The organism is Niveispirillum sp. KHB5.9 (genome assembly GCF_048066115.1).
In the GTDB taxonomy this organism is placed as follows: Bacteria; Pseudomonadota; Alphaproteobacteria; order Azospirillales; family Azospirillaceae; genus Niveispirillum.
Map to the genome: position 1 here is coordinate 187,979 of NZ_JBLTYX010000011.1, position 18,811 is coordinate 206,789.

Genomic DNA, 18,811 nt, shown 5'->3' on the forward strand with positions numbered 1-18,811 from the left:
GGCCCGGCCGGTCCCATGCGGGGCTGGCCGGGCCACGGATTTTTCGGTTAGGATGATGCGTGAAGGCCGATGGGGCGGCTAAACGGTTGATCGTGGCGACGGTCCTTGGGGTACCAGGGCCGGCGGGCGGTGCTGTCTTGGCCTAAGCGTGGGAAGCGGAATGAACCATTTGGCCTCCGGGTTCGATATCAATCCCGACCAGGAACTGGTCGTGGGTGATGTCACCGTCTGCCCTTCATTGAATCGCATCGCCATTGGTGACCACCAGCGCCGGGTCGAGCCGCGCATCATGCAGGTGCTGGTGCTGTTGGTCCGTCATCAGGGCCAGTCCGTTTCCCGCGACACGCTGCTGCACCATTGCTGGGGCGGCGTGTTCGTGGCCGAGGACAGTTTGAACCGCTGCATCTTCCAGCTGCGCCGCGCGCTGCGCGATGTGGGCAGCACAAGGCTGCGCGTGGAGACGATCCCCAAGTTCGGCTATGCGCTGTTCGTGGATGATGTGGCGGCCGGGGAGGGGGCCGGGTCGGCGACGCCGCCGGCCGGCGAGGTGCTGCATGGGGTTCCCGCCACCGTTCCGACGCCGGCACCGGCGGTCCTCAGCCCGCTGCGCCTGCGTGCGCTGATGGCGGTGTCCATGCTGGCGCTGCTTGTGCTTCTGGTCGGCGGGGCCTATTGGTGGGGGTCGCGGCCGGGCCAGGTGTCGGCCGTGCCGGTGTTCGACGTGCTGCCCCTGACCCTGGAACCGGGCATGGACCTGTTCCCGGCCCTGTCGCCGGATGGGGAGATGGCGGCCTATGCCGCCCGCAATTCCTTCGATGATTTCGACATCATCCTGCGCGGCACGGGGCCCAACGGCCGGTCGGTGTCGCTGACCAACACCGATGAGCATGACCGGGCCCCAATCTGGTCGCCCAAGGGCGATCAGATCGCCTTCCTGCGCAGCGACCGCGACTGGAACTGCGACATCTATGTGATCTCCGTGCCCGTGGGCAAGGAACGCCGGGTGGGCGATTGCCTGGGCGACCAGCTGCCCGGCCTGGCCTGGCGGCCCGACGGGCAGGCACTGATCTTCACGGCCATACCCGACCCCACCGTGAAGATGTCGCGCCTGATGGTGATGCCGTTGGACGGGTCGGCGCCGACGCCGCTGCCGGTGCCGCCGGGCGGCAATGCCGATGACTGGATGCCCGCCTATTCACCCGACGGCACCCGGCTGGCCTTCGCCCGCGCCTGGCCGGAGGGGCGGCTGTCCATCATGGTGATGGATGTGCGCACGGGCCGGGAGCTGTACCAGCTGCCGCTGGACAGCAGTTCGGTCAATTTCGACTGGTCGGTCGACGGGCGCGGCCTGTACCTGACCAATGCCAGCCGGCAGCGCCGGGGCCTGTGGTTCGTCGATCTGGCCAGGGGCCGCTGGCAGCAGGTGATGCCCGGCATCGGCCAGATGGGCCGCCTGTCGGTGGCCCGCCAGCGTGGCAACATGGCCATGGAAATCTATCGCGGCCATGCCGACGTGATTGAAATCATGGCCGATACCCAGCGGCGCACGTTGCAGGGCTCCGGCGCCAACGAATATGACCCGCTTCTGTCGCCCGATGGCGATGGCATGGCCTTCGTCAGCGACCGCACGGGCGAGCCGCAGATCTGGCTGGCGGAGAAGGACCGGCCGCCCCGGCCGCTGACCAACCTGCCGGGCGCCAACATGAACTCGCTGCGCTGGTCCCCCGATGGCCGCGGCCTGCTGTTCGTGGCGGAGGTGGGGATGGTCAGCGACCTTTACCGCGTCACCATCGCCGACGAGACGACGACGCGGCTGACCCATGACGGCCGCTACAAGGGTGCCCCCGTCTGGATGCCCGATGGCAGCATCCGCATGGCCATCCGCGGCGACGCCAGCTGGGCCATCTGGGCCATCGATCCCGTTAGCGGGAAGGCACCGGTGCAGGTGGAGGAGGGGCGCGATTTCATCGACATCTCCGCCGACCGTACCATGCTGCTGGTCGGTAATACCGGCGCCAGCCAGGTGGCCTGGACCACCCTGGACGGCAAGGGCGGGGGCGGGACCATCGAACTGCCGGCCACGCTGCGCCAGCGCAACATCGTGATCTGCCCGGACATGATCTATGCCGCGCGCATGAACCTGCCCTCGGCGGAGGTGGTGGCGGTGGACCGGCGCACGGGCGTGGAGCGCCGCCTGGGCCTGCTGGCCCGCACCAACATGCGCGCGCAGATATCGGTGGATTGCGGCAGCGGCTCCGTCTTCATGACCGAGCTGGTGGGACAGGAATCCGACCTGGTGCTGCTGAACCCCACCAATCCGGACTGAGGGTTCGGCAGCCCCGATCAACCCCGGATGGCAGGCTCATGAAAGGGTGATGGCGGCTCCATCATCTTTCCATCAGGTCGCGGAAACCCGCCGCGACAAATCCATCATGTCATTTTATATCAATAACTTATACAAATTCTCGGTGATCGCAACCGATCACCGACCTCAGTCGCCGGCGCTGCCATCCGGCAGCTTGGCTACGCCGCACGTGCGGCGCGGCGGCAGTCGCCGCCGTACCAGTTCCCGATGAGTCCATCTCATCGGGAACTGGTATTATGGGGTGATCATCTTCCCGTTCGCAGATGATCGTATTTCAATCATGCAATGATCAGCTTTCCATCATGGTCAGATCGATGCAGCCCGGCAATTTTTGTTCCGACCTCACGACACACCGTTGCATCCCCGCTTCCAGCCGGGACGCATGATTACGGGGGAAGAGATGAAGGACGGAAAACTCCGCCTCAAGGCATGCATCAATATCGAGTTCCAGACCGAGAATTTCGTGGAGGCCGGTGAGCACCAGAAGCAGCTGATGGTGCTGCTGGACGAGGTGCGGCGGCTGTACCCGGAAAGCACGCTGGACATGCGCGAACTGCGCAACCGCGGCGTGGCGCCCGGCATGGGCGGCAGCACACCGCGCCCGCCGGTGACCCGCACGGGCCGCCTTCGCCCCTATGCCAGTGTAGCCTGAGGATAAGAGGAGGCGATGATGATGCAGCAACGCTATCCCAGCACGGCGCTGGCCATGATCCAGGCCCTGCTGAAGATCAATCCGCGCATGTCGCTGCGCACGGCCGCCGCCCTACTGACCATCTGCGAGAATGAGGGCATCAGCCAGGCGGAGCTGTCCTATCTGATGGGGGAGGCGCCCTGCACCATCAGCCGTGCCGTGGACGAGCTGTCACGTGATCTGGATGAAAGCCATGAAGGCGTGACTGGCCCCCTGGTGGAGCGCCGCGCCTGGACCCAGGATGCGCGTCTGCGCGTCGTGCAATTGACTGATCGCGGTCGCGCCATTCGCGACCTGCTGAACAGTCAGATCGAAGCCGCCCGCCCCATCGTGGCGGCCTGATGCGGCGGGGCCGGGGCGGGCTCAGACCGCGCCGGCCCCCCGCAGATGACGCAGGAAACGCGCGGGCGAGGGGATGTGGGCCAGGATGCCCGCCGCCTTGTCGGCCCGGCCCGTGACCTGCCCGATGGCCTTGCCCAGGCTCATCACATTAGCGATGCGCCGGTCCAGGAAGGCCCAGCTGTCGGAAAGCCCGTCGGAGCGGTCATCCAGCCAATAGAGCGTGGTGGCCGTGACCAATCCGGCCAGCAGCAGCCGCTTGGTATAGAAATTATAATCGACCGAGCCGTCGCCGGCGGCGCGCCAGGCGGCGTCCACGGTGGCATAGACCAGCTGCGGCCCGCGCGCGGCGTTCTGCGGCAGGGCCAGCAGGCTGCCGGCGCGGCGTACCGCCTCGCGATGCGGGGTCAGGATCTCCAGCCGCTTGCGCACGGCCAGCGTCACCCGCTCCCGCACCTTCAGGGCCGACAGGTCGGTCTCGGTGAGTGCCGCCCGCATCTGCCGGTCGGCCCAGTCGCTGAACCAGCACACGGCCTCCAGCGCCCCACCGGGGAAGGCGGCCAGCGCCTCTTGGCTGTGAAAGCCCGCCGCCTCCGCCCCGCGCCGTAGAGCCGTATCTGTCCAGCCATCGAAGGCCACGTCGGGCAGCATCGCCGTCAGGATCGCATCCTTGCGCGCGGCCAGGGCCGCCAGCGCCTTGTCGTGGGCGCTTTGGACGGGGGCTTCAGCGGTGGCGTCGGTCATGGACATTCTCCGTTTGCGGGCCTTCAGCGTGCCGTGGCCAGCACGTCGGGGCCAAAAAACTTCTGCTCTTCAGTGTAGGTCAGCGTGGCCAGCCCATCCATGCGGTCCAGATAGAGGACGGCGTCCAGATGGTCCAGCTCATGCTGGATCACGCGGGCATGGGTGTTGGCGGCCTCGCGTTCCACAAGGTTGCCGTCCAGATCATAGCCCCGGTAACGGATGCGCCGGTAGCGTGGCACGACGCCGCGCAATCCTGGAATGGACAGGCACCCCTCCCAGCCCAGCACCTTCTCATCGCCCAGGGGCACGAATTCCGGGTTGATCAGCACCTGCGGCCCCATGGGTGCGTCGCCGGGATCGCCAGAGGCGCGTTCCGGCGGCACGCGGAAGACGATGATGCGCCGGGATACGTCGATCTGCGGGGCGGCCAGGCCGATGCCGGGGGCGTCGAACATCGTCTCCACCATGTCCGTGGCCAGCTGCCGCAACCCTTCATCGAAGCCGCCGGCGACGGGGATCGGGTCGGCCACACGGCGCAGGACGGGATTGCCCATGCGGACGATGGGAAGCACGGCCATGGAAAAAGGCTCCGCAAAAGGGGACGATTCGGGTTATATAAGCATTGTGGGGTCCTGGCCGCGGCGATGCAAGGCAAGGAAAACCGACCCCCAACCGGCCGCATGCCGGCCATTCCGCATGAATCTGCACAAAGCCGCGCGGCGGGTCTTCACAAGGGCGGCGGTGCTGTGTATAAACCCGGCGACTGGATCGGGCGACGGCGCGACCTTTAGGGTCTCGTGTTGCCTCTTCTTTGTTCTCAACCTTTAGCGTAGCGTCGGTTTCGCCGGCCCAGCGCACCAGTTTGGAGTGGATGTCCCGTGCAAGTTCTGGTTCGTGATAACAACGTCGATCAGGCACTGCGCGCGCTGAAGAAGAAGATGCAGCGTGAGGGCATCTTCCGCGAAATGAAGCTGCGCCGCAATTACGAGAAGCCGTCGGAGAAGCGCGCTCGCGAGAAGGCGGAAGCCGTTCGTCGCGCCCGCAAGCTGCTGCGCAAGCGTCTGGAGCGCGAGGGCTACTAATAGCCCTCCCCGTCCATCGGACGGGTTGCAGTCGGTCCTTCCAAGGATCGCCAAGATTGATTGCCGCCCCTGGGGATGCCCGCGGGCGGCTTTTGGTCTTTTTGGGCTTCGAGATAGTAGGAGCGCTGTCGTTTCCTGCCTCTCTCCCGTCATCCATCTTTTCCGTCATCCCGGCGAACGCCGGGACCCAGGGGCCAAGCGCCCGACCTGTCGGCGGCGTTGATCGACGCAGCTTCGAGGTTTGATCCTGTGACCCCTGGGTCCCGGCTTGTCGCCCATAGGCGCTAACTTAAGGGATTTGCACTGCCGTAGCAGCCCCTTCTACCGTCACCCCGGCGAAGGCCGGGGCCCATGTCGTAGAGCAAAGCGCTTGTCACTTGGGCCCCGGCCTTCGCCGGGGTGACGGTAGTGAGGATGGAATTGGTCTGCTCAAACGCTTAACTTAGCGCCCATGGGCGTGCGCCGGGATGACGGGGGAAAAGGAATGGCGGGAAAAGCAGGTGACGAAAGATAGATGGCGAAACAGTTGACGAAAGAGAGAGGATGGCGGGAAGCCGCCTCTCATCCCCCGGAACCGCCATGCCCCGCCGTCCCGCCGATTCACACATCTTCTGGCGCGACCCCGCTTTGCCGCATCTGGAGGCGCGGGAGGTCATGGATGGGCGCACGGTCTGTTACGTGCCGCATTCCCACCCCACCTTTTCCATCGGTGCCATCACCGGCGGGCACAGCGAATATCTGACGGGCGACGAACGGCACGCGGCGTTCGAGGGCACGGTGGTGCTGATGAACCCGGAGATGGTGCATGCGTGCAATCCGGTGGACGACCAGCCCTGGTCCTATCGCATGCTCTATGCCGATACGGGCTGGCTGACGGACGTGCAGGGGGCGGCGGCGTTCCGGCCCTATGGGGCGGTGATCAGCCGCGATCCGGGGCTCTATGCCGATCTGATGGGCCTGTTCGACCTGCTGTTCGATGAGGGCGGGACGGCCAAGGATGCGGCGGCGCGGGCCTTCTTCGCGGGGCTGGGGAACCGTGTCGATGGGACCGCGGCCGTGGTCAGGGATGAGCATGCCGCCCTGTCCCTGGCGGCCGATTACATCGCCCTGCATTGTACGCGGGAGTTGCGGGTGGAGGAGGTGGCGGAAGCCGCCGGCCTGTCGCCCTCTTACCTGATCCGGGCGTTCAAGGCGCGCTATGGGCTGACGCCGCATGCCTATCAGACCAACCTGCGAATCCGCGCGGGACAGGAAGGGCTGCGCAAGGGTCAGCCCATCGTCGAGGTGGCGCTGGACGCCGGATTCGCCGATCAGGCGCATTTCCAGCGGGTGTTCAAGGCGCATACGGCGGCGACGCCCGGTCAGTTCGCCCAGTCAGCCGCCCGCCAGCATGGCGAAGGCGCTGAGCGCCAGTAGTGCCGCCATGGCGCGGTTGAACATCCGCATCCGGCCGGGTTCGCTCAGGGCGCGGGAGAGCTGTGCGCCCGCATAGGCCCAGAGTGCGATGGAGACGTAGCAGATGGCGAAATAGAGGCCGGTGAAGGTCAGCACCGTCGCCATGCCGCCCGCCAGCCCATAGGCGCCCATGCCGGCAATGGCGGCGATCCAGGCCTTGGGGTTCAGCCATTGCAGGCTGGCCCCGGCCCAGAGCGAGGGCGGAGACGCGACCTCCGTCGCCGCCATCCCGCCGTCGGCCCGCCACAGCCGCCAGGCCAGGTACAGCATGAAGCCGGTGCCCAGGATGCGCATCACCGTGTCCAGCAGCGGCAGCCGCGCCACCGCTTCCGCCATGCCGACGCCGGCCAGCAGCAGCAGGAGGGTGAAGCCCACCGTGGCGCCGGTGACATAGCCCAGGCTGCGCCGGAACCCGTGATGCACGCCGCTGGCCAGCGCCAGGCTGTTGACGGGGCCGGGGGTGATGGAGGCGACAAGGGCGAAGCCGGCCATGGCCAGCAGAAGGGCGGTATTCATGGCTGCACCCGATTGCCGGCGGCAAGGGGGGGCGGGGAGGGGGCGAGAGGGGATCGGGTCACGGGGGACATCTCCGGGATGGTTTCCCCGGTTATCGCCACCCGGCCCGATCCGGTATTGAAGGAAATTGACCTGGAAGGGTCAGAACTTCGCCCCCAGCGTCACGCCCCATTCACGCGGACGGCCATAGGAGACCTCGGCCAGGCCGAAGGCGCCGCTGGCATTGCCCGACACGAAATAACGCCGATCGGTGACGTTGGTGGCGAACAGGGCCAGGGTCCAGCTGTCGTCCGGGGAGGTATAGGTCAACCGGCTGTTGACGATGCCATAGCCGGACTGTGCCACCAGTTCGGTATTGGCCACGTCGTTGTAGAACTTGCTGTAGGCCGACAGGTCGCCGCGCAGGCTGAGCGTGCTGCCGTCACCCAGGGAATGGGTATATTGCAGCCCTGTGCTGGCCGTCCATTTCGGCGTCTTCACGAACTTCGCGGCCTTGGTGATGGGCAGGACCTGCGTCGGGCCCAGGCCGGTCCCCACCTCGTCATATTGCGCGTCGGTGTAGCCGACGGCCAGGTCGAAATCGAGACCCTTGGCCGGCTTGGCCCGCACTTCCAGTTCCGCGCCCTTGATGGTGCCCTTGGCGGCGTTGGCCACGAAATTGCGCGGCGTTTGGTTCACGGTCAGCTGGATATTGTCATATTTGCTGAGATATCCCGCGACATTGACGATCAGGCGGTTGTCCAGCCAGCCGGTCTTGGCGCCCACCTCATAGGTCCAGATGGTTTCCGGCTCGTACTGTGTCACCTCCGACTCGTCCGCCAGCGGTCGGGCGTTGTAGCCGCCGCTCTTGAAGCCCTTGCCGGCGGACGCGTAGAGCAGGGCGTCGTCGCCCGCCTTGTATTCCAGGCCGAGCTTGGGCGTGAAAGCGTTCCAGTCGCCCGACCGCTGCACGTTGGTGAATACGACCTGGTCGCGCTGGCGGCGGTTGAAGACGGAAATCCACTTCTTGTCGCGGTTCCAGCGAGCGCCCGCCGTCACCGACAGATCGTCGGTCAGTTTGAAATTGCCCTGCCCGAACACGGCATAGGAGGTGTTGTCGATGCGGTTCAGGATCAGGGTGGCGGGCGACATGGGCGGCCCCAGCGGCGGCCACAGGCCCATGGCCAGATCGGCGCGGGCGTTGTCCGTTCCTTCCTCCGTGAAGTAATAGACGCCACCAACCCAGGTGAAGCGCCCATCGATGGCGTCACCGCTCAACTGGAATTCCTGGCTGAACTGCCACTGATCGTCATCGTTGAACGTTTCGCGATAGGTGAAGGGCGTGTTGTCACCATCGCGGGCAAAGGTTGCCTGCAGCTCGCGGTAGGCCGTGATGCTCTTGGCCTCCACATTGCCCAGGTTCCAGGTCAGGGTGCCGGCAAGGCCCCACAGATCCAGATCGTTGACATTGGGGCCGGTGCCCCATGTGGTGAAGGGGCTGTCGGTGATGAAGGAGGAATTCAGCGTTTTCTGGCCGTTGGGTGCCGTGACGCCACGTGTCGGAGCCACGAGATTGTTGTAGTTGACCAGGAAGGGCTGGCCCGTCAGGCCCGGTGCCGGCGCCACGGCCAGCAGCTTGTTGGGGGCGGAATGTTCGCGGGCCCGCGTGACATCGCCAACCAGATGGAAATCGATATCCTCCGTAACATTTGTCGACAGCTGCAACCGGGCGCTGTCGGCGTTGCGGTCGCCCATATCCTGCCCGTCCGACAGGCGTTTGGCATAGCCGTCGCGGTTCAGGGATGAAACGGACAGGCGCGTCAGCACCTTGCCATCGGCCAGGGGGACGTTCACCACACCCTTCACGTCCAGCCGGTCGAAGCGGCCGGTGGTCAGTTCCACCCGGCCTGACAGGTCGTCCGTCGGGCGCTGGGTGTTGATCAGCACCGCACCGCCGATGGTGTTCTTGCCGAACAACGTTCCCTGCGGCCCGCGCAGCACCTCCACGCTGGCCAGATCGACCGCATCCATGATGCCGCCGATGGAGCGTGCGTAATAGACGCCGTCGACATAGAAGCCGACGCCCGGATCGCTGAAGATGGCGAAGTCGTTCTGGCCGATGCCACGGATGAAGACTGTGGCGTTGTAATTGCCGCCCGATAGTGCCGCTGCGCCATCGAAGCGGATATTGGGTGTGAAGCGGGCGATGTTGTCCAGCGTCTCGACACTGCGCGCCTCCAGTCCTTCGGCCGTGAAGGCGGTCACGGCGACGGGCGTGTCCTGCAGCGCTTCCGACCGGCGGCGCGCCGTCACCACGATTTCTTCCAGCGTGCCGCCATCGGCCGGCGGGGGGCTGTTCTGCGCCGCCACGGGTGCGGCCATGACCAGGGCCAAGCCAGTCGCCAGCAACAGCCGATGGGGATTGCCGTGGGCGCGCAAAAACCCGTTCGCCGGGCGCACCCGGCGTTGCGTGTAAGACATGGAGTTCCTCCCTTGGAAGCTTTTATGCTTGCTTGGTCGTGGCTGTTGGCACGTTGGTCAGCCATCGTATGTTCGCATAATGATTATGCGATATTACATTTAAGTCCGCAAGAGCGAATCTCGGATCGATATAGTCCGGCGCGTGTGCTGGTTTCGGGGATATTTGCGCGATCTCTTGGTTTAAAATATAAACAGTTGATGATGTCAACTATCTTCCCTATGGCGACAGAATTCGGGCATGGCCATGACTTCCGCTTTCGGTGACAACCCGGCGGATGTCAGTCCCGGTATTTCTTCCCCGCCTTCACATGGTCCTTGGCCCGGAAGGTGACGGCGGTGAACTCCGGGGGTTTGCGGGCCACCCAGCCGATGAAGGCGGCGATGTCGGGATGGGCGCGCAGGGACTCCAGGGTCGTGTAGCTGCGCGCCAGCTCCTTCTCCGACAGTTCGGCATGGATCTTCCGGTGGCAGACGCGGTGCAGGGCCACGGTTTCCTTGCCGCCCTGGCTGCGCGGGACCAGATGGTGCAGTTCCACGCTGGGCCCCGCCACCAGCGGCCGGCCGCACAGACCGCAATCGCCCAGCACCCGCGCCGCCGGCGCGGGGCGGGCGGGCAGGTCGGGCGGCAAGGGTTTCAGCCGGTCGCTTGGCAGGAGCTTGTGTCCCTTAAATAATACGCTCGGCCTTGCGGATGCGGGCATAGCGGTCGTTCACCGCCTGCCAGTCCACCACGTTCCACCAGGCTTGCAGATATTCGTCCCGGCGGTTCTGGTATTGCAAGTAGTAGGCATGCTCCCACACGTCATTGCCCATCAGCACATGTTCGCCATCCATGATCGGCGTGTCCTGGTTGGGGCGCGGCGCGATGGACAGGCGGCCCTTCACATTGACGGTGACGAAGACCCAGCCCGACCCGAACTGCTTGGCGCCCGTCTCATTGAAGCTTTTCTTGAAACTGTCGAAGCTGCCATAGGCCTCGTCGATGGCGCGGGCCACGGCCCCCTTGGGGGCGCCGCCGCCATTGGGGCCCATGATCGACCAGAACATCGAATGGTTGGCATGGCCGCCGCCATTGTCGCGCACCGCCTTGCGCACGGTTTCCGGCAGCTTGGGGAATTCCACCAGCAGTTCGGGCAGGGACAGGGATTGCAGCTGCCCGTGATCGGCCAGGGCCTGGTTCAGCTTGGTCACATAGGCCTGGTGGTGCTTGGTGTGGTGCAGTTCCATGATCTGGCCGCTGATATGCGGTTCCAGAGCCGATGCGGCATAGGGCAGGGAGGGCAGCATGTGCGGCCCGGCAGCCGGCGCCTGGGCGAAGACGGGGCAGGAGCAGAGCCCGACCGCCAGGGCGGCACCGCCGGTGAACAGCAGGGTGCGGCGGTCCAGTCCGATCCGGGGGGTGATGGCTTGGGCGGTTGCGGCTTGACGGGGCATGGGGAAGGGTTCCTCCGGGTTGGGACGTATAGGCCATGGCGCGCGGGGGTGGACATCGCCTATATCCTCAACCAACGTCCTGGCAAGGCTTTGGTTGCCGCAGCCTGTCGCACCCCGGAACCGTCCATGCCGCGCATCATCCTGCTGAACAAGCCCTATGACATGCTGTGCCAGTTCACCGATGAGGGGTCGGGGGCGCGCACGCTGGCCGAATGCGTGGATGTGCCCGGTGTCTATCCGGCCGGCCGCCTGGACCGCGACAGCGAGGGGCTGGTGGTGCTGACCGATGATGGCGGCCTGATCGCCCGGATCAGCCAGCCGCGCCATAAATGGCCCAAGACCTATTGCGTGCAGGTGGAGGGGGAGCCGACCGCCGCCGCGCTGGACGCGCTGCGGGCGGGCGTGACGCTGAAGGACGGCCCGACCCTGCCGGCCGGGGTGCGGCGGATCGAGGAGCCGGGCTGGCTGTGGCCGCGCACGCCGCCCGTGCGCTTCCGTCAGTCGATCCCGACAAGCTGGATCGAGATCGTGCTGCGCGAAGGGCGCAACCGACAGGTCCGGCGGATGACGGCCGCCGTGGGGTTCCCGACCCTGCGCCTGGTGCGCTGGGCGGTGGGGGATTGGACGCTGGAGGGGCTGGAGCCAGGGAAGTGGCGGGAGGCGGCGCCACCACGTAGGTCAGGTCGAGCCGGAGGCGAGCCCTGACAATAGTGCTGGAAGGCCTTTTCCGTCAGGGCTCGGCATTCGCCTCGACCTGACCTACGGCGTTGTTATCGTTTCCATAAGCGACGTACCTCGTCCACCAGCACGGCCGCCGCGTGCAGCAGGGCGCCGCCGACCCGGTTGAGCAGGGCGATCTCCCCGCGATAGATCTGGGCCAAGGCGCCGCGCATGCTGCCGATGCCGCCTTCGGCCAGGACATGGAAGCGCCGGGCGCTGACCAGCCAGATGGGGCTGAACAGCCAGGACAGCGCGATCACCGTCACGGCCAGCTGCTGGGCATCCTTGTCGATGGCGCCGATGGACAGGCCGGCAGCCGCCAGCACGAAGCTGAATTCGCCCAGGCTGCCCATGATCACCCCGGCGGGAAATGCCCGTTCCCACGGTTCGCCCAGCAGATGCAGGGTGGTGACATTGATGGCCGATTTCACCGCCGTCACCACGAACAGCAGCAGCAGAACCTCCCCCAGATGGGTCCAGGCGAAGGACAGGTCGATCAGCAGGCCGATCGACAGGAAGAACACCACGATCAGCACCGACTGGATCGGGTGGGTGGCGCGCAGCGACAGGGCGCGGCCGTCGGAATTGCCCAGCATGAAGCCGGCGACAAAGGCGCCGAACGCCGCCGACAGGCCCATCACGCCCGACGCCGCCGCCATGGTGAAGCAGAAGGCCAAGGCGGCGAGCGGAATGACCTCATGATTGCGCTTGAACCATTCGCCATAGGGGACGGTCAGCCGTTCATGACGTGACAGGAACCAGACCAGCCCGCCCAGCGCCGCCATCGCCGCCGCCAGCTTGAACAGCACGGCGGCCGACAGGCCCCCGCCGCTGCCCATGCCGTTGGTGATCAGCAGCAGGGGCACGAAGGCCAGGTCCTGGGCGATCAGCACGCCGACGGTGACGCGGCCCGTCTGGGTCTTCAGCTCCCCCACATCCTCCAGCATCTTGATGGCCACCGCCGTACCCGACAGCGCCATGATGAAGCCCATGACGACGGAGCGCGGCCAGGGCCAGCCCAGCAGCAGCCCGGCCAGACCGGTGACCAGCAGCGACAGGCCGATCTGACAGGCGACGGCGGCCAGGGCCACCTTCCACACCGCCTGGAACGCCTTCACCGACAGTTCCATGCCGACCAGGAACAGCAGCATCAGCACGCCCAGTTCCGCCAGGGTGGTGATGCTTTCCGAGGATTCCACCAGCCCGAACCCGCCCGGCCCCAGCACGATGCCCGCCACGATATAGCCGACGATCGCCGGCTGTTTCAGGCGCGACAAGGCCAGCCCGCAGAGCAGGGCCACGGAGGTGACGATGGCGATGCCGGTCAGGTCGAAATGATGCTCCAACGGGGATGTCCTGGGCTCCGGAACGGGACGGGGCCAGTTTCCCCGGAGGGGTGGCGTATCGCAACCATCAATCGAGGGGGGAGGGGACCGATTGCGGGGGAGCGGGAGGGGGCGCTGTTGGAACCGGCGGGTTTACCTTTCCCGCGAAGGCGAGACTTCCGCCAAAGTTCTGGGCACCTTCGTTTCCGCCTCTCCAACCGTCACCCCGGCGAAGGTCGGGGCCCAAGTGACAAGCACCTCGTTCTACGACCTGGGCCCCGGCCTTCGCCGGGGTGACGGTAGAGAGTGTGAAATCCTTACGGCCCAAGAGTTTTGCAGAGGCCTCGTGCCCCCCCCCTCAGCAGCCGTTGGTCACCACCGCCCCGGGCTTGCTGGGCGTGGACAGCGACCAGAGATGGCCGTAGGGGTCGCGGACCTGGCCGTAGCGGTCGCCCCAGAACATGTCGGCGGGCTTCATGGCTTCCGTGGCGCCGGCGGCGATGGCCTGGGCGAAGCTGGCATCGACATCGGGCACGGCCATGTGCAGGGTGATGGGCGTGTTCTTGGGGTATTCCGTGGCCGCACCGCCGCGATATTCGGGGAAATCGTCGCACAACATCAGCGGGCCGCCATTGATCAGGATCTGGCCGTGCAGCAGGCGCTTGCCATCCTCGGCCGGCATTTCCATGACCTTGGTGGCACCGAAGGCGCGGATATAGAAATCGATGGCCTCACGGGCGCCGTTCACCACCAGATGCGGGATGACGCCGGTGGTGTTGTGGGCGTATTCGGGCTTCTCGGTCATGGTTTCCTCCGTTGGATGGAAAGGGGATGATATTCCAAGGACGGATGGGCCGCGCCGGCCCCGACAGTCCCTCCAAAATATTTCACGGACCTGCCTGCAGATTGTCCAGATGCTGGCGGATATGAGCCGCTTCCGCCGGGCTGTGGGCGAGCGCGATGGCGCGGCCGAAGGCGTCGCGGGCTTCGGCCTTGCGGCCCAGCTGCATCAGCAGGCCGCCGCGCAGGCCGTGGAAATGGAAATAGCCGGACAGGCGGTCGCCCAGCGGTTCGACCATGGCCAGGGCCGCTTCCGCCCCCCGCACCTTGGACACGGCAACGGCGCGGTTCAGCGTGATGACGGGGGACGGGGACAGGGTTTCCAGCCCGCCATAGAGCAGGTCGATCTGGGCCCAGTCGGTGTCGGCGGCCGTGGGCGCGCGGGCATGCAAGGCGGCGATGGCGGCCTGGATCTGATAGGGGCCGGAACGGCGGTGGCGCACGGCCTTGTCCAGCAGGGCCAGCCCTTCATTGATGGCGGGCCGGTGCCAGAGGAGGCGGTCCTGATCCTCCAGCAGGATCACCGATCCGTCGGGGGCATAGCGGGCGGGGCGGCGGGCATGCTGCAACAGCATCAGGGCCAGCAGGCCCATCATCTCCGGCTCCGCGCTGAACAGGCGCAGCAGCAGCCTTCCCAGGCGGATAGCCTCCTCACACAAGGGCGCGCGGGCGGCCCGTTCGTCGGCACCGGCGGAATAGCCTTCGTTGAACACCAGATAGACCATGGCGGCCACGGCGGCTAGCCGTTCGGGCCGGTCGGCGGCACCCGGCGCGTCGAACGGCACGGGGTTGGCGGCGATGCGGGCCTTGGCGCGGGTGATGCGCTGTTCCATGGCGCTGTCGCCGACCAGGAAGGCGCGGGCGATCTGTTTCACCGACAGGCCGGAGACGATGCGCAGCGCCAGGGCGATCTGCTGCGTGGCCGGCAGGTCGGGGTGGCAGCAGATGAACAGCAGGCGCAGCACGTCGTCGCGGTAATCGGCCTCGTCCAGCCTTCCCGCCATCTCCGCCTCCCGGTCCGACAGGTCGGACAGGGGCGCGTCATCGTCGGGCAGGGCGACATGGCGGGCGCGCACACGGGTCTGGTCGATGCCGGCATTGCGGCCGACCATGATCAGCCAGGCGGCGGCATCGCGCGGCGGCCCGTTCTTCGGCCAGGAGGAGAGCGCGCGCAAGGCCGCCTCCTGGAACGCCTCCTCCGCCAGGTCCAGGTCGCGGAAATAGCGCAGCAGCGCCCCCACGGCTTGCGGCCTTGCCGCGGCCAGGGCGGCGCTGATCCAGGCATTGTCGGTCATGGCGATGCCGACGACAGCGGTCCGCCCGGCATGAACAGGGCCACGGGCCGGATTTCATAGCAGCCCTTGCCGGGATTGGCGGCGGCCAGTTCGCGCGCCTTGTCCAGCGCCTCCTCCAGCCCCTCGCAATCGACGATGTAGAAGCCCAGCAGCTGTTCCTTGGTCTCGGCGAAGGGGCCGTCCAGGATCAGCGGCTCCTCCTTGCCCTTGCGCAGGGTGGCGGCGGCGGTGGTCGGCATCAGGCGGGCGACGGGGCCCAGCTTGCCCCTCTCCGCCCAGCCCTGCTGTACCTTGCCCAGCCGGTCCATGACGATGGCGTCTTCCTCCGGCGTCCAGGCGCCGACATAATCTTCCTCGTTATAGCAAAGAATGGCGTACAACATGATCGGGCCTCCCTTCGTCTTCATAGGACGGGGAGAGTATGCCGGTGCCGACAGGGGCTTTCAGGAAAATTCGGTATTCACTCTGCTGCGACCTTCGCGGCCGGCGGCGCCTCGGACAACCTGCCGCCATCCAGCACCAGCACACGCCCCGCCGCTGCGATGGTTTCAGGGCGGTGGGCGATGGTGATGCGGGTGATGCCCAGGGCGGCGATATGCTGATTCACCTCCCGCTCCTTGGCCACGTCCAGGTGGCTGGTACCCTCGTCCATGATCAGGATGCGCGGGCGGCGGTATAGGGCGCGGGCCAGCAGCAGGCGCTGCTTCTGCCCGCCCGACAGGCCCGTTCCCATCTCGCCCACCAGGGTGTTGTAATTCATGGGCATGGCTATGATCTCGGCGTCGATGCCCGCCATGGCCGCACATTGGCGCATGCGCATCAGGTCGGGGGTGGCCTCGAAGAAGGTGATGTTCTCCGCCAGCGATCCGGTCAGGAGCTGATCATCCTGCATCACCACGCCGATCTGCGCGCGCAGGGCCACGGGGCCGATATGGTCGGCCGGTACGCCATCGAACAGCACCTCCCCGGCCGTCGGCCGGAACAGGCCCAGCATCACCTTCAACAAGGTGGTCTTGCCGCCGCCCGACGGGCCGGTGATGGCCACGAATTCGCCCGTTGCGACATCCAGATCGATGCCGGTGATGGTGTCCGGCTCCGTCTCCGCATAGCGATACGAAACGCCCTTCAGCGTGACGCCGCCCTTCAGTTCATGCGGGATCAGCGGGTCGGTGGCGTCGCTTTCCAGGCCCTTCTCTTTGTCGGAGAGCGCGATATCGGCGATGCGGTCCAGGTGCAGGTCCAGCATCCGATACTGGATGACGGTTTCCAGCAGCTTGGTCGCTTTGTCCAGGAACTGGCCCTTGTAACTCATGAAGGCGTAAAGCATGCCAATGGTGATCTGGTTCTCCATGGCCAACATGGCGCCGACATAGACGGTGACGATATTCTCCAGCCCATAGATCAGGCCGTTGGCGGTGGTGAAGTTCAGGTTCAACTGCCCCAGGCGCACGCCGCGCGTGATGGTGTCGGCAAAGCGGTTCTGCCACACGCCTTCGCGCTCCATCTCGTGCCCGAAGATTTTGATGGTCTGGATGGCGCGGGTGCTTTCGATAAAGCTGGATTGCTCCTTGGCCGAGGCGGCAATCGCGTCCTCCTCCCGCTGGCGCAGCAGGTGGAAGGAGATCAGGCGGACGCCGATATAAAGCGCCAGTGCCACTAGCACGATGACGGCCAGCTTCACCGAATAAAGGAAGATCATCACCAGTGTGATTATGGCCATTACCCCATCGACCAGGGCGGCGATCAGGCCATTGGTGAACAGGTCGCGGATGGGGCGGGTGGAGCCAAACCGGCTGGCCATGTCCCCGATATGTCGCTTCTCGAACCAATCCAGCGGCAGACGCAACAGATGGTGGAACAGGCTGGCCCCCATCTGGTGGCCGATCAACCCGCCCAGGACCAGCAGCACCCGCCCGCGTAGCCATTCGGCCACCAGTTTCACCGCCGTGAACAGGCCAAAGCCGATGGCCAGCGCCCAGAGCAGATCGCCATCGCCCTTCAACACCGCCTCATCCACAGCGATCTGCATATAGAAGGGGCTGGCGATCACAAAAAGTTGCAGCACGACGGACAGAACCAGCGCTTGGCCCAGCGCTGTCTTCATCCCCGCGATCCGGCCCCACAGCGCCGCCATGGGCAGGCGGGAGCGTTCCTTGCGCTTCTCGAAGGACGGGGTGGGGGTCAGCTCCAGGGCTACCCCGGTGAAATGCTGACTGACCTCTGCAAGGGTCATCCGTCGTTCGCCGCGCGCCGGGTCCAGGATGGTGACCTTGTCCCCCCTCACCCCGGCCAGAACCACGAAATGGTTCATGTCCCAGTGCAGAATGGCGGGCAGCTTCAGGTCCTTCAACTGCGCCGGCTCCAGCCGCAGTCCCCGCCCGCTGAAACCCAGCTTCTGGGCCATCAGCAGGATATTCTTCATCGTCGTCCCCTTCAGGGAGATGGAGAAGCGACGGCGCAGCGCGGGCAGGTTCGTCTCATGGCCATGATTGCTGGACACCATGGCGAGGCAGGCGAGACCGCATTCGGAGGCTTCGGATTGAAGTATTTGGTGGTGTTTCATTTCCAGCGGGTCAAATATGTTGGTGTGTAGTTTAATTTATATCGTATTTTTCCAATTTTTGGCTGTTGAAATAAAACTCAAATAGTATTTTTAAATACCAAAAGACCTAAATTATATACAATATGTATTGATAGCACCCCCCAGAAGGCGGTTGTCCAATTTCTCTGCGCATACCATATATCAAACAGCATGGCCATCACTGCGAATCCAAGCACGATTTGCGGTGTTTTCCATATGATGTATGGTGCATGCAAGTAGGCTGCCAAGGCTGCTATGGTGACGATATAGGCCAACCTCTGTCCAGTTACCCTGAACGGAATTGAAATTGCGGCAATAACGAGGGTCTCAAATATGGGGGAAAAAAACACATATATGAACGCGTCCACCCCCGTATCGGGCTTGTACTGTTTTGTAGTTGATGTGACCTTTGAAAAGGTTAATACTATAATAATTGAAACAATACATAGAAATATCCCCACAAATAATCCAAGGATAATGGCCTTTGATGTGTAATTTTTGACATTAATATTGAATATGGTTTCCGCAAAATGGTAGTTTTTGCTGGTGTTTTTCTGTGTTATGTTTGATTTTATCCAAATAGCCGTAAAGAAGTAAATTAAAGATAGCGTCAAAACAATCGGAGTAGAGAAGGTGGAAATATCCATGATGCCTCCGGTGGAGGTGGTCGATGGCGGAATGCTCCGCCATCGACCACATGATTAGCAGATGACGTTGCCCATCTGGTCATAGGTGATATCACCGATGGGGCGGCCACCCCCCGACAACCAGCTGTAAAACAGGCATCCGACCATGCCGCCCGGATCGGTCGGGTCGGGATTGCACGTTCCGCTATCATCACCACCGGAAGCCTGGGAAAGATCTTCCATCGTCATCTCGAGCATTTCACTCTCCTTGGTTTATTAGAGTCTGATCCGAAATTGATCTGAACTGTATCAATGCCTTGCGATCCGTCGGATGAAGA

At 64.8% G+C, this 18,811-nt stretch carries 19 protein-coding genes; 6 read left to right on the top strand and 13 right to left on the bottom strand.

Going from position 1 to position 18,811, the window contains the following annotated elements; all coding sequences use genetic code 11:
* Positions 1–160: 160 nt before the first annotated feature.
* The 3 genes from ACM9HJ_RS18630 (at position 161) to ACM9HJ_RS18640 (ending at position 3,398) form a co-directional block, all read left to right on the top strand.
* The gene (locus tag ACM9HJ_RS18630) at positions 161–2,326 is read left to right on the top strand and encodes a winged helix-turn-helix domain-containing protein (RefSeq protein ID WP_416573263.1); all 2,166 of its coding nucleotides are present in this window, start codon (positions 161–163) and stop codon (positions 2,324–2,326) included.
* Between the two features lie 439 nt (positions 2,327–2,765).
* Positions 2,766–3,017 carry a hypothetical protein gene (locus tag ACM9HJ_RS18635; RefSeq protein WP_416573264.1) on the top strand — a complete coding sequence of 84 codons (252 nt, stop codon included), beginning with the start codon at positions 2,766–2,768 and terminating at the stop codon, positions 3,015–3,017.
* A gap of 15 nt (positions 3,018–3,032) precedes the next feature.
* Positions 3,033–3,398: a hypothetical protein gene (locus tag ACM9HJ_RS18640; RefSeq protein ID WP_416573265.1), complete on the top strand. Its 366-nt coding sequence runs from the start codon at positions 3,033–3,035 to the stop codon at positions 3,396–3,398.
* 21 nt (positions 3,399–3,419) lie between these two features.
* On the opposite strand, the gene ACM9HJ_RS18645 is transcribed toward ACM9HJ_RS18640, so the two are convergent.
* Positions 3,420–4,139: a COQ9 family protein gene (locus tag ACM9HJ_RS18645; RefSeq protein WP_416573266.1), complete on the bottom strand. Its 720-nt coding sequence runs from the start codon at positions 4,137–4,139 to the stop codon at positions 3,420–3,422.
* Between the two features lie 23 nt (positions 4,140–4,162).
* Entirely contained in the window at positions 4,163–4,717 is a 555-nt protein-coding gene (gene def / locus ACM9HJ_RS18650; RefSeq protein WP_416573267.1) for a peptide deformylase, read from the bottom strand.
* A 300-nt stretch (positions 4,718–5,017) separates the two neighbouring features.
* On the opposite strand from def, the gene rpsU reads away from it, so the two are divergent.
* Entirely contained in the window at positions 5,018–5,221 is a 204-nt protein-coding gene (rpsU, locus tag ACM9HJ_RS18655; RefSeq protein ID WP_054168849.1) for a 30S ribosomal protein S21, read from the top strand.
* Positions 5,222–5,800: 579 nt separating this feature from the next.
* On the top strand, positions 5,801–6,637 hold the full coding sequence (locus ACM9HJ_RS18660) for an AraC family transcriptional regulator (RefSeq protein ID WP_416573268.1): 837 nt from the start codon (positions 5,801–5,803) through the stop codon (positions 6,635–6,637).
* Here ACM9HJ_RS18660 and ACM9HJ_RS18665 read toward each other — a convergent pair.
* From ACM9HJ_RS18665 to ACM9HJ_RS18680, 4 genes are all read right to left on the bottom strand, one after another.
* Entirely contained in the window at positions 6,596–7,192 is a 597-nt protein-coding gene (locus ACM9HJ_RS18665) for a LysE family translocator (protein ID WP_416573269.1), read from the bottom strand. The genes ACM9HJ_RS18660 and ACM9HJ_RS18665 overlap by 42 nt on opposite strands.
* 141 nt (positions 7,193–7,333) lie before the next feature.
* Complete coding sequence (locus tag ACM9HJ_RS18670) at positions 7,334–9,652, bottom strand: TonB-dependent receptor (protein ID WP_416573270.1); 2,319 nt, start codon at positions 9,650–9,652, stop codon at positions 7,334–7,336.
* Between the two features lie 278 nt (positions 9,653–9,930).
* The gene (locus tag ACM9HJ_RS18675; RefSeq protein WP_416573271.1) at positions 9,931–10,281 is read right to left on the bottom strand and encodes an HNH endonuclease signature motif containing protein; all 351 of its coding nucleotides are present in this window, start codon (positions 10,279–10,281) and stop codon (positions 9,931–9,933) included.
* Between the two features lie 37 nt (positions 10,282–10,318).
* Positions 10,319–11,086, bottom strand: coding sequence for a superoxide dismutase (locus tag ACM9HJ_RS18680; RefSeq protein WP_416573272.1), 768 nt, complete (start codon positions 11,084–11,086; stop codon positions 10,319–10,321).
* Between the two features lie 126 nt (positions 11,087–11,212).
* Here ACM9HJ_RS18680 and ACM9HJ_RS18685 point away from each other — a divergent pair, with 126 nt between their 5' ends.
* Entirely contained in the window at positions 11,213–11,791 is a 579-nt protein-coding gene (locus tag ACM9HJ_RS18685) for a pseudouridine synthase (protein ID WP_416573273.1), read from the top strand.
* A gap of 65 nt (positions 11,792–11,856) precedes the next feature.
* Here the strand turns inward: ACM9HJ_RS18685 and ACM9HJ_RS18690 are convergent, their stop codons facing one another.
* The 7 genes from ACM9HJ_RS18690 to ACM9HJ_RS18720 all read right to left on the bottom strand — a co-directional run bounded on the left by ACM9HJ_RS18690 (position 11,857) and on the right by ACM9HJ_RS18720 (position 18,731).
* Entirely contained in the window at positions 11,857–13,152 is a 1,296-nt protein-coding gene (locus tag ACM9HJ_RS18690) for a cation:proton antiporter (RefSeq protein ID WP_416573274.1), read from the bottom strand.
* 337 nt (positions 13,153–13,489) lie between these two features.
* Positions 13,490–13,936 (bottom strand): VOC family protein, encoded by a 447-nt coding sequence (locus ACM9HJ_RS18695; RefSeq protein ID WP_416573275.1) that lies wholly within the window; start codon positions 13,934–13,936, stop codon positions 13,490–13,492.
* Between the two features lie 82 nt (positions 13,937–14,018).
* Complete coding sequence (locus ACM9HJ_RS18700; RefSeq protein ID WP_416573276.1) at positions 14,019–15,266, bottom strand: RNA polymerase sigma factor; 1,248 nt, start codon at positions 15,264–15,266, stop codon at positions 14,019–14,021.
* Entirely contained in the window at positions 15,263–15,649 is a 387-nt protein-coding gene (locus ACM9HJ_RS18705; protein WP_416573277.1) for a YciI family protein, read from the bottom strand. The genes ACM9HJ_RS18700 and ACM9HJ_RS18705 overlap by 4 nt, the downstream gene beginning before the upstream one ends.
* A 77-nt stretch (positions 15,650–15,726) precedes the next feature.
* Complete coding sequence (locus ACM9HJ_RS18710) at positions 15,727–17,829, bottom strand: peptidase domain-containing ABC transporter (RefSeq protein ID WP_416573278.1); 2,103 nt, start codon at positions 17,827–17,829, stop codon at positions 15,727–15,729.
* Between the two features lie 77 nt (positions 17,830–17,906).
* Positions 17,907–18,494, bottom strand: coding sequence for a hypothetical protein (locus ACM9HJ_RS18715; RefSeq protein ID WP_416573279.1), 588 nt, complete (start codon positions 18,492–18,494; stop codon positions 17,907–17,909).
* A 54-nt stretch (positions 18,495–18,548) separates the two neighbouring features.
* Positions 18,549–18,731 carry a hypothetical protein gene (locus tag ACM9HJ_RS18720; protein WP_416573280.1) on the bottom strand — a complete coding sequence of 61 codons (183 nt, stop codon included), beginning with the start codon at positions 18,729–18,731 and terminating at the stop codon, positions 18,549–18,551.
* Positions 18,732–18,811: the final 80 nt, after the last annotated feature.

Excerpts from the sequence above, each read along its gene's own strand:
- ACM9HJ_RS18630 (WP_416573263.1), top strand. The coding sequence starts at position 161 with ATGAACCATTTGGCCTCCGGGTTCGATATCAATCCCGACCAGGAACTG.
- ACM9HJ_RS18635 (WP_416573264.1), top strand. The coding sequence starts at position 2,766 with ATGAAGGACGGAAAACTCCGCCTCAAGGCATGCATCAATATCGAGTTC.
- ACM9HJ_RS18640 (WP_416573265.1), top strand. The coding sequence starts at position 3,033 with ATGATGATGCAGCAACGCTATCCCAGCACGGCGCTGGCCATGATCCAG.
- ACM9HJ_RS18645 (WP_416573266.1), bottom strand. The coding sequence starts at position 4,139 with ATGACCGACGCCACCGCTGAAGCCCCCGTCCAAAGCGCCCACGACAAG.
- def (WP_416573267.1), bottom strand. The coding sequence starts at position 4,717 with ATGGCCGTGCTTCCCATCGTCCGCATGGGCAATCCCGTCCTGCGCCGT.
- ACM9HJ_RS18660 (WP_416573268.1), top strand. The coding sequence starts at position 5,801 with ATGCCCCGCCGTCCCGCCGATTCACACATCTTCTGGCGCGACCCCGCT.
- ACM9HJ_RS18665 (WP_416573269.1), bottom strand. The coding sequence starts at position 7,192 with ATGAATACCGCCCTTCTGCTGGCCATGGCCGGCTTCGCCCTTGTCGCC.
- ACM9HJ_RS18670 (WP_416573270.1), bottom strand. The coding sequence starts at position 9,652 with ATGTCTTACACGCAACGCCGGGTGCGCCCGGCGAACGGGTTTTTGCGC.
- ACM9HJ_RS18680 (WP_416573272.1), bottom strand. The coding sequence starts at position 11,086 with ATGCCCCGTCAAGCCGCAACCGCCCAAGCCATCACCCCCCGGATCGGA.
- ACM9HJ_RS18685 (WP_416573273.1), top strand. The coding sequence starts at position 11,213 with ATGCCGCGCATCATCCTGCTGAACAAGCCCTATGACATGCTGTGCCAG.
- ACM9HJ_RS18695 (WP_416573275.1), bottom strand. The coding sequence starts at position 13,936 with ATGACCGAGAAGCCCGAATACGCCCACAACACCACCGGCGTCATCCCG.
- ACM9HJ_RS18700 (WP_416573276.1), bottom strand. The coding sequence starts at position 15,266 with ATGACCGACAATGCCTGGATCAGCGCCGCCCTGGCCGCGGCAAGGCCG.
- ACM9HJ_RS18705 (WP_416573277.1), bottom strand. The coding sequence starts at position 15,649 with ATGTTGTACGCCATTCTTTGCTATAACGAGGAAGATTATGTCGGCGCC.
- ACM9HJ_RS18710 (WP_416573278.1), bottom strand. The coding sequence starts at position 17,829 with ATGAAACACCACCAAATACTTCAATCCGAAGCCTCCGAATGCGGTCTC.
- ACM9HJ_RS18715 (WP_416573279.1), bottom strand. The coding sequence starts at position 18,494 with ATGGATATTTCCACCTTCTCTACTCCGATTGTTTTGACGCTATCTTTA.
- ACM9HJ_RS18720 (WP_416573280.1), bottom strand. The coding sequence starts at position 18,731 with ATGCTCGAGATGACGATGGAAGATCTTTCCCAGGCTTCCGGTGGTGAT.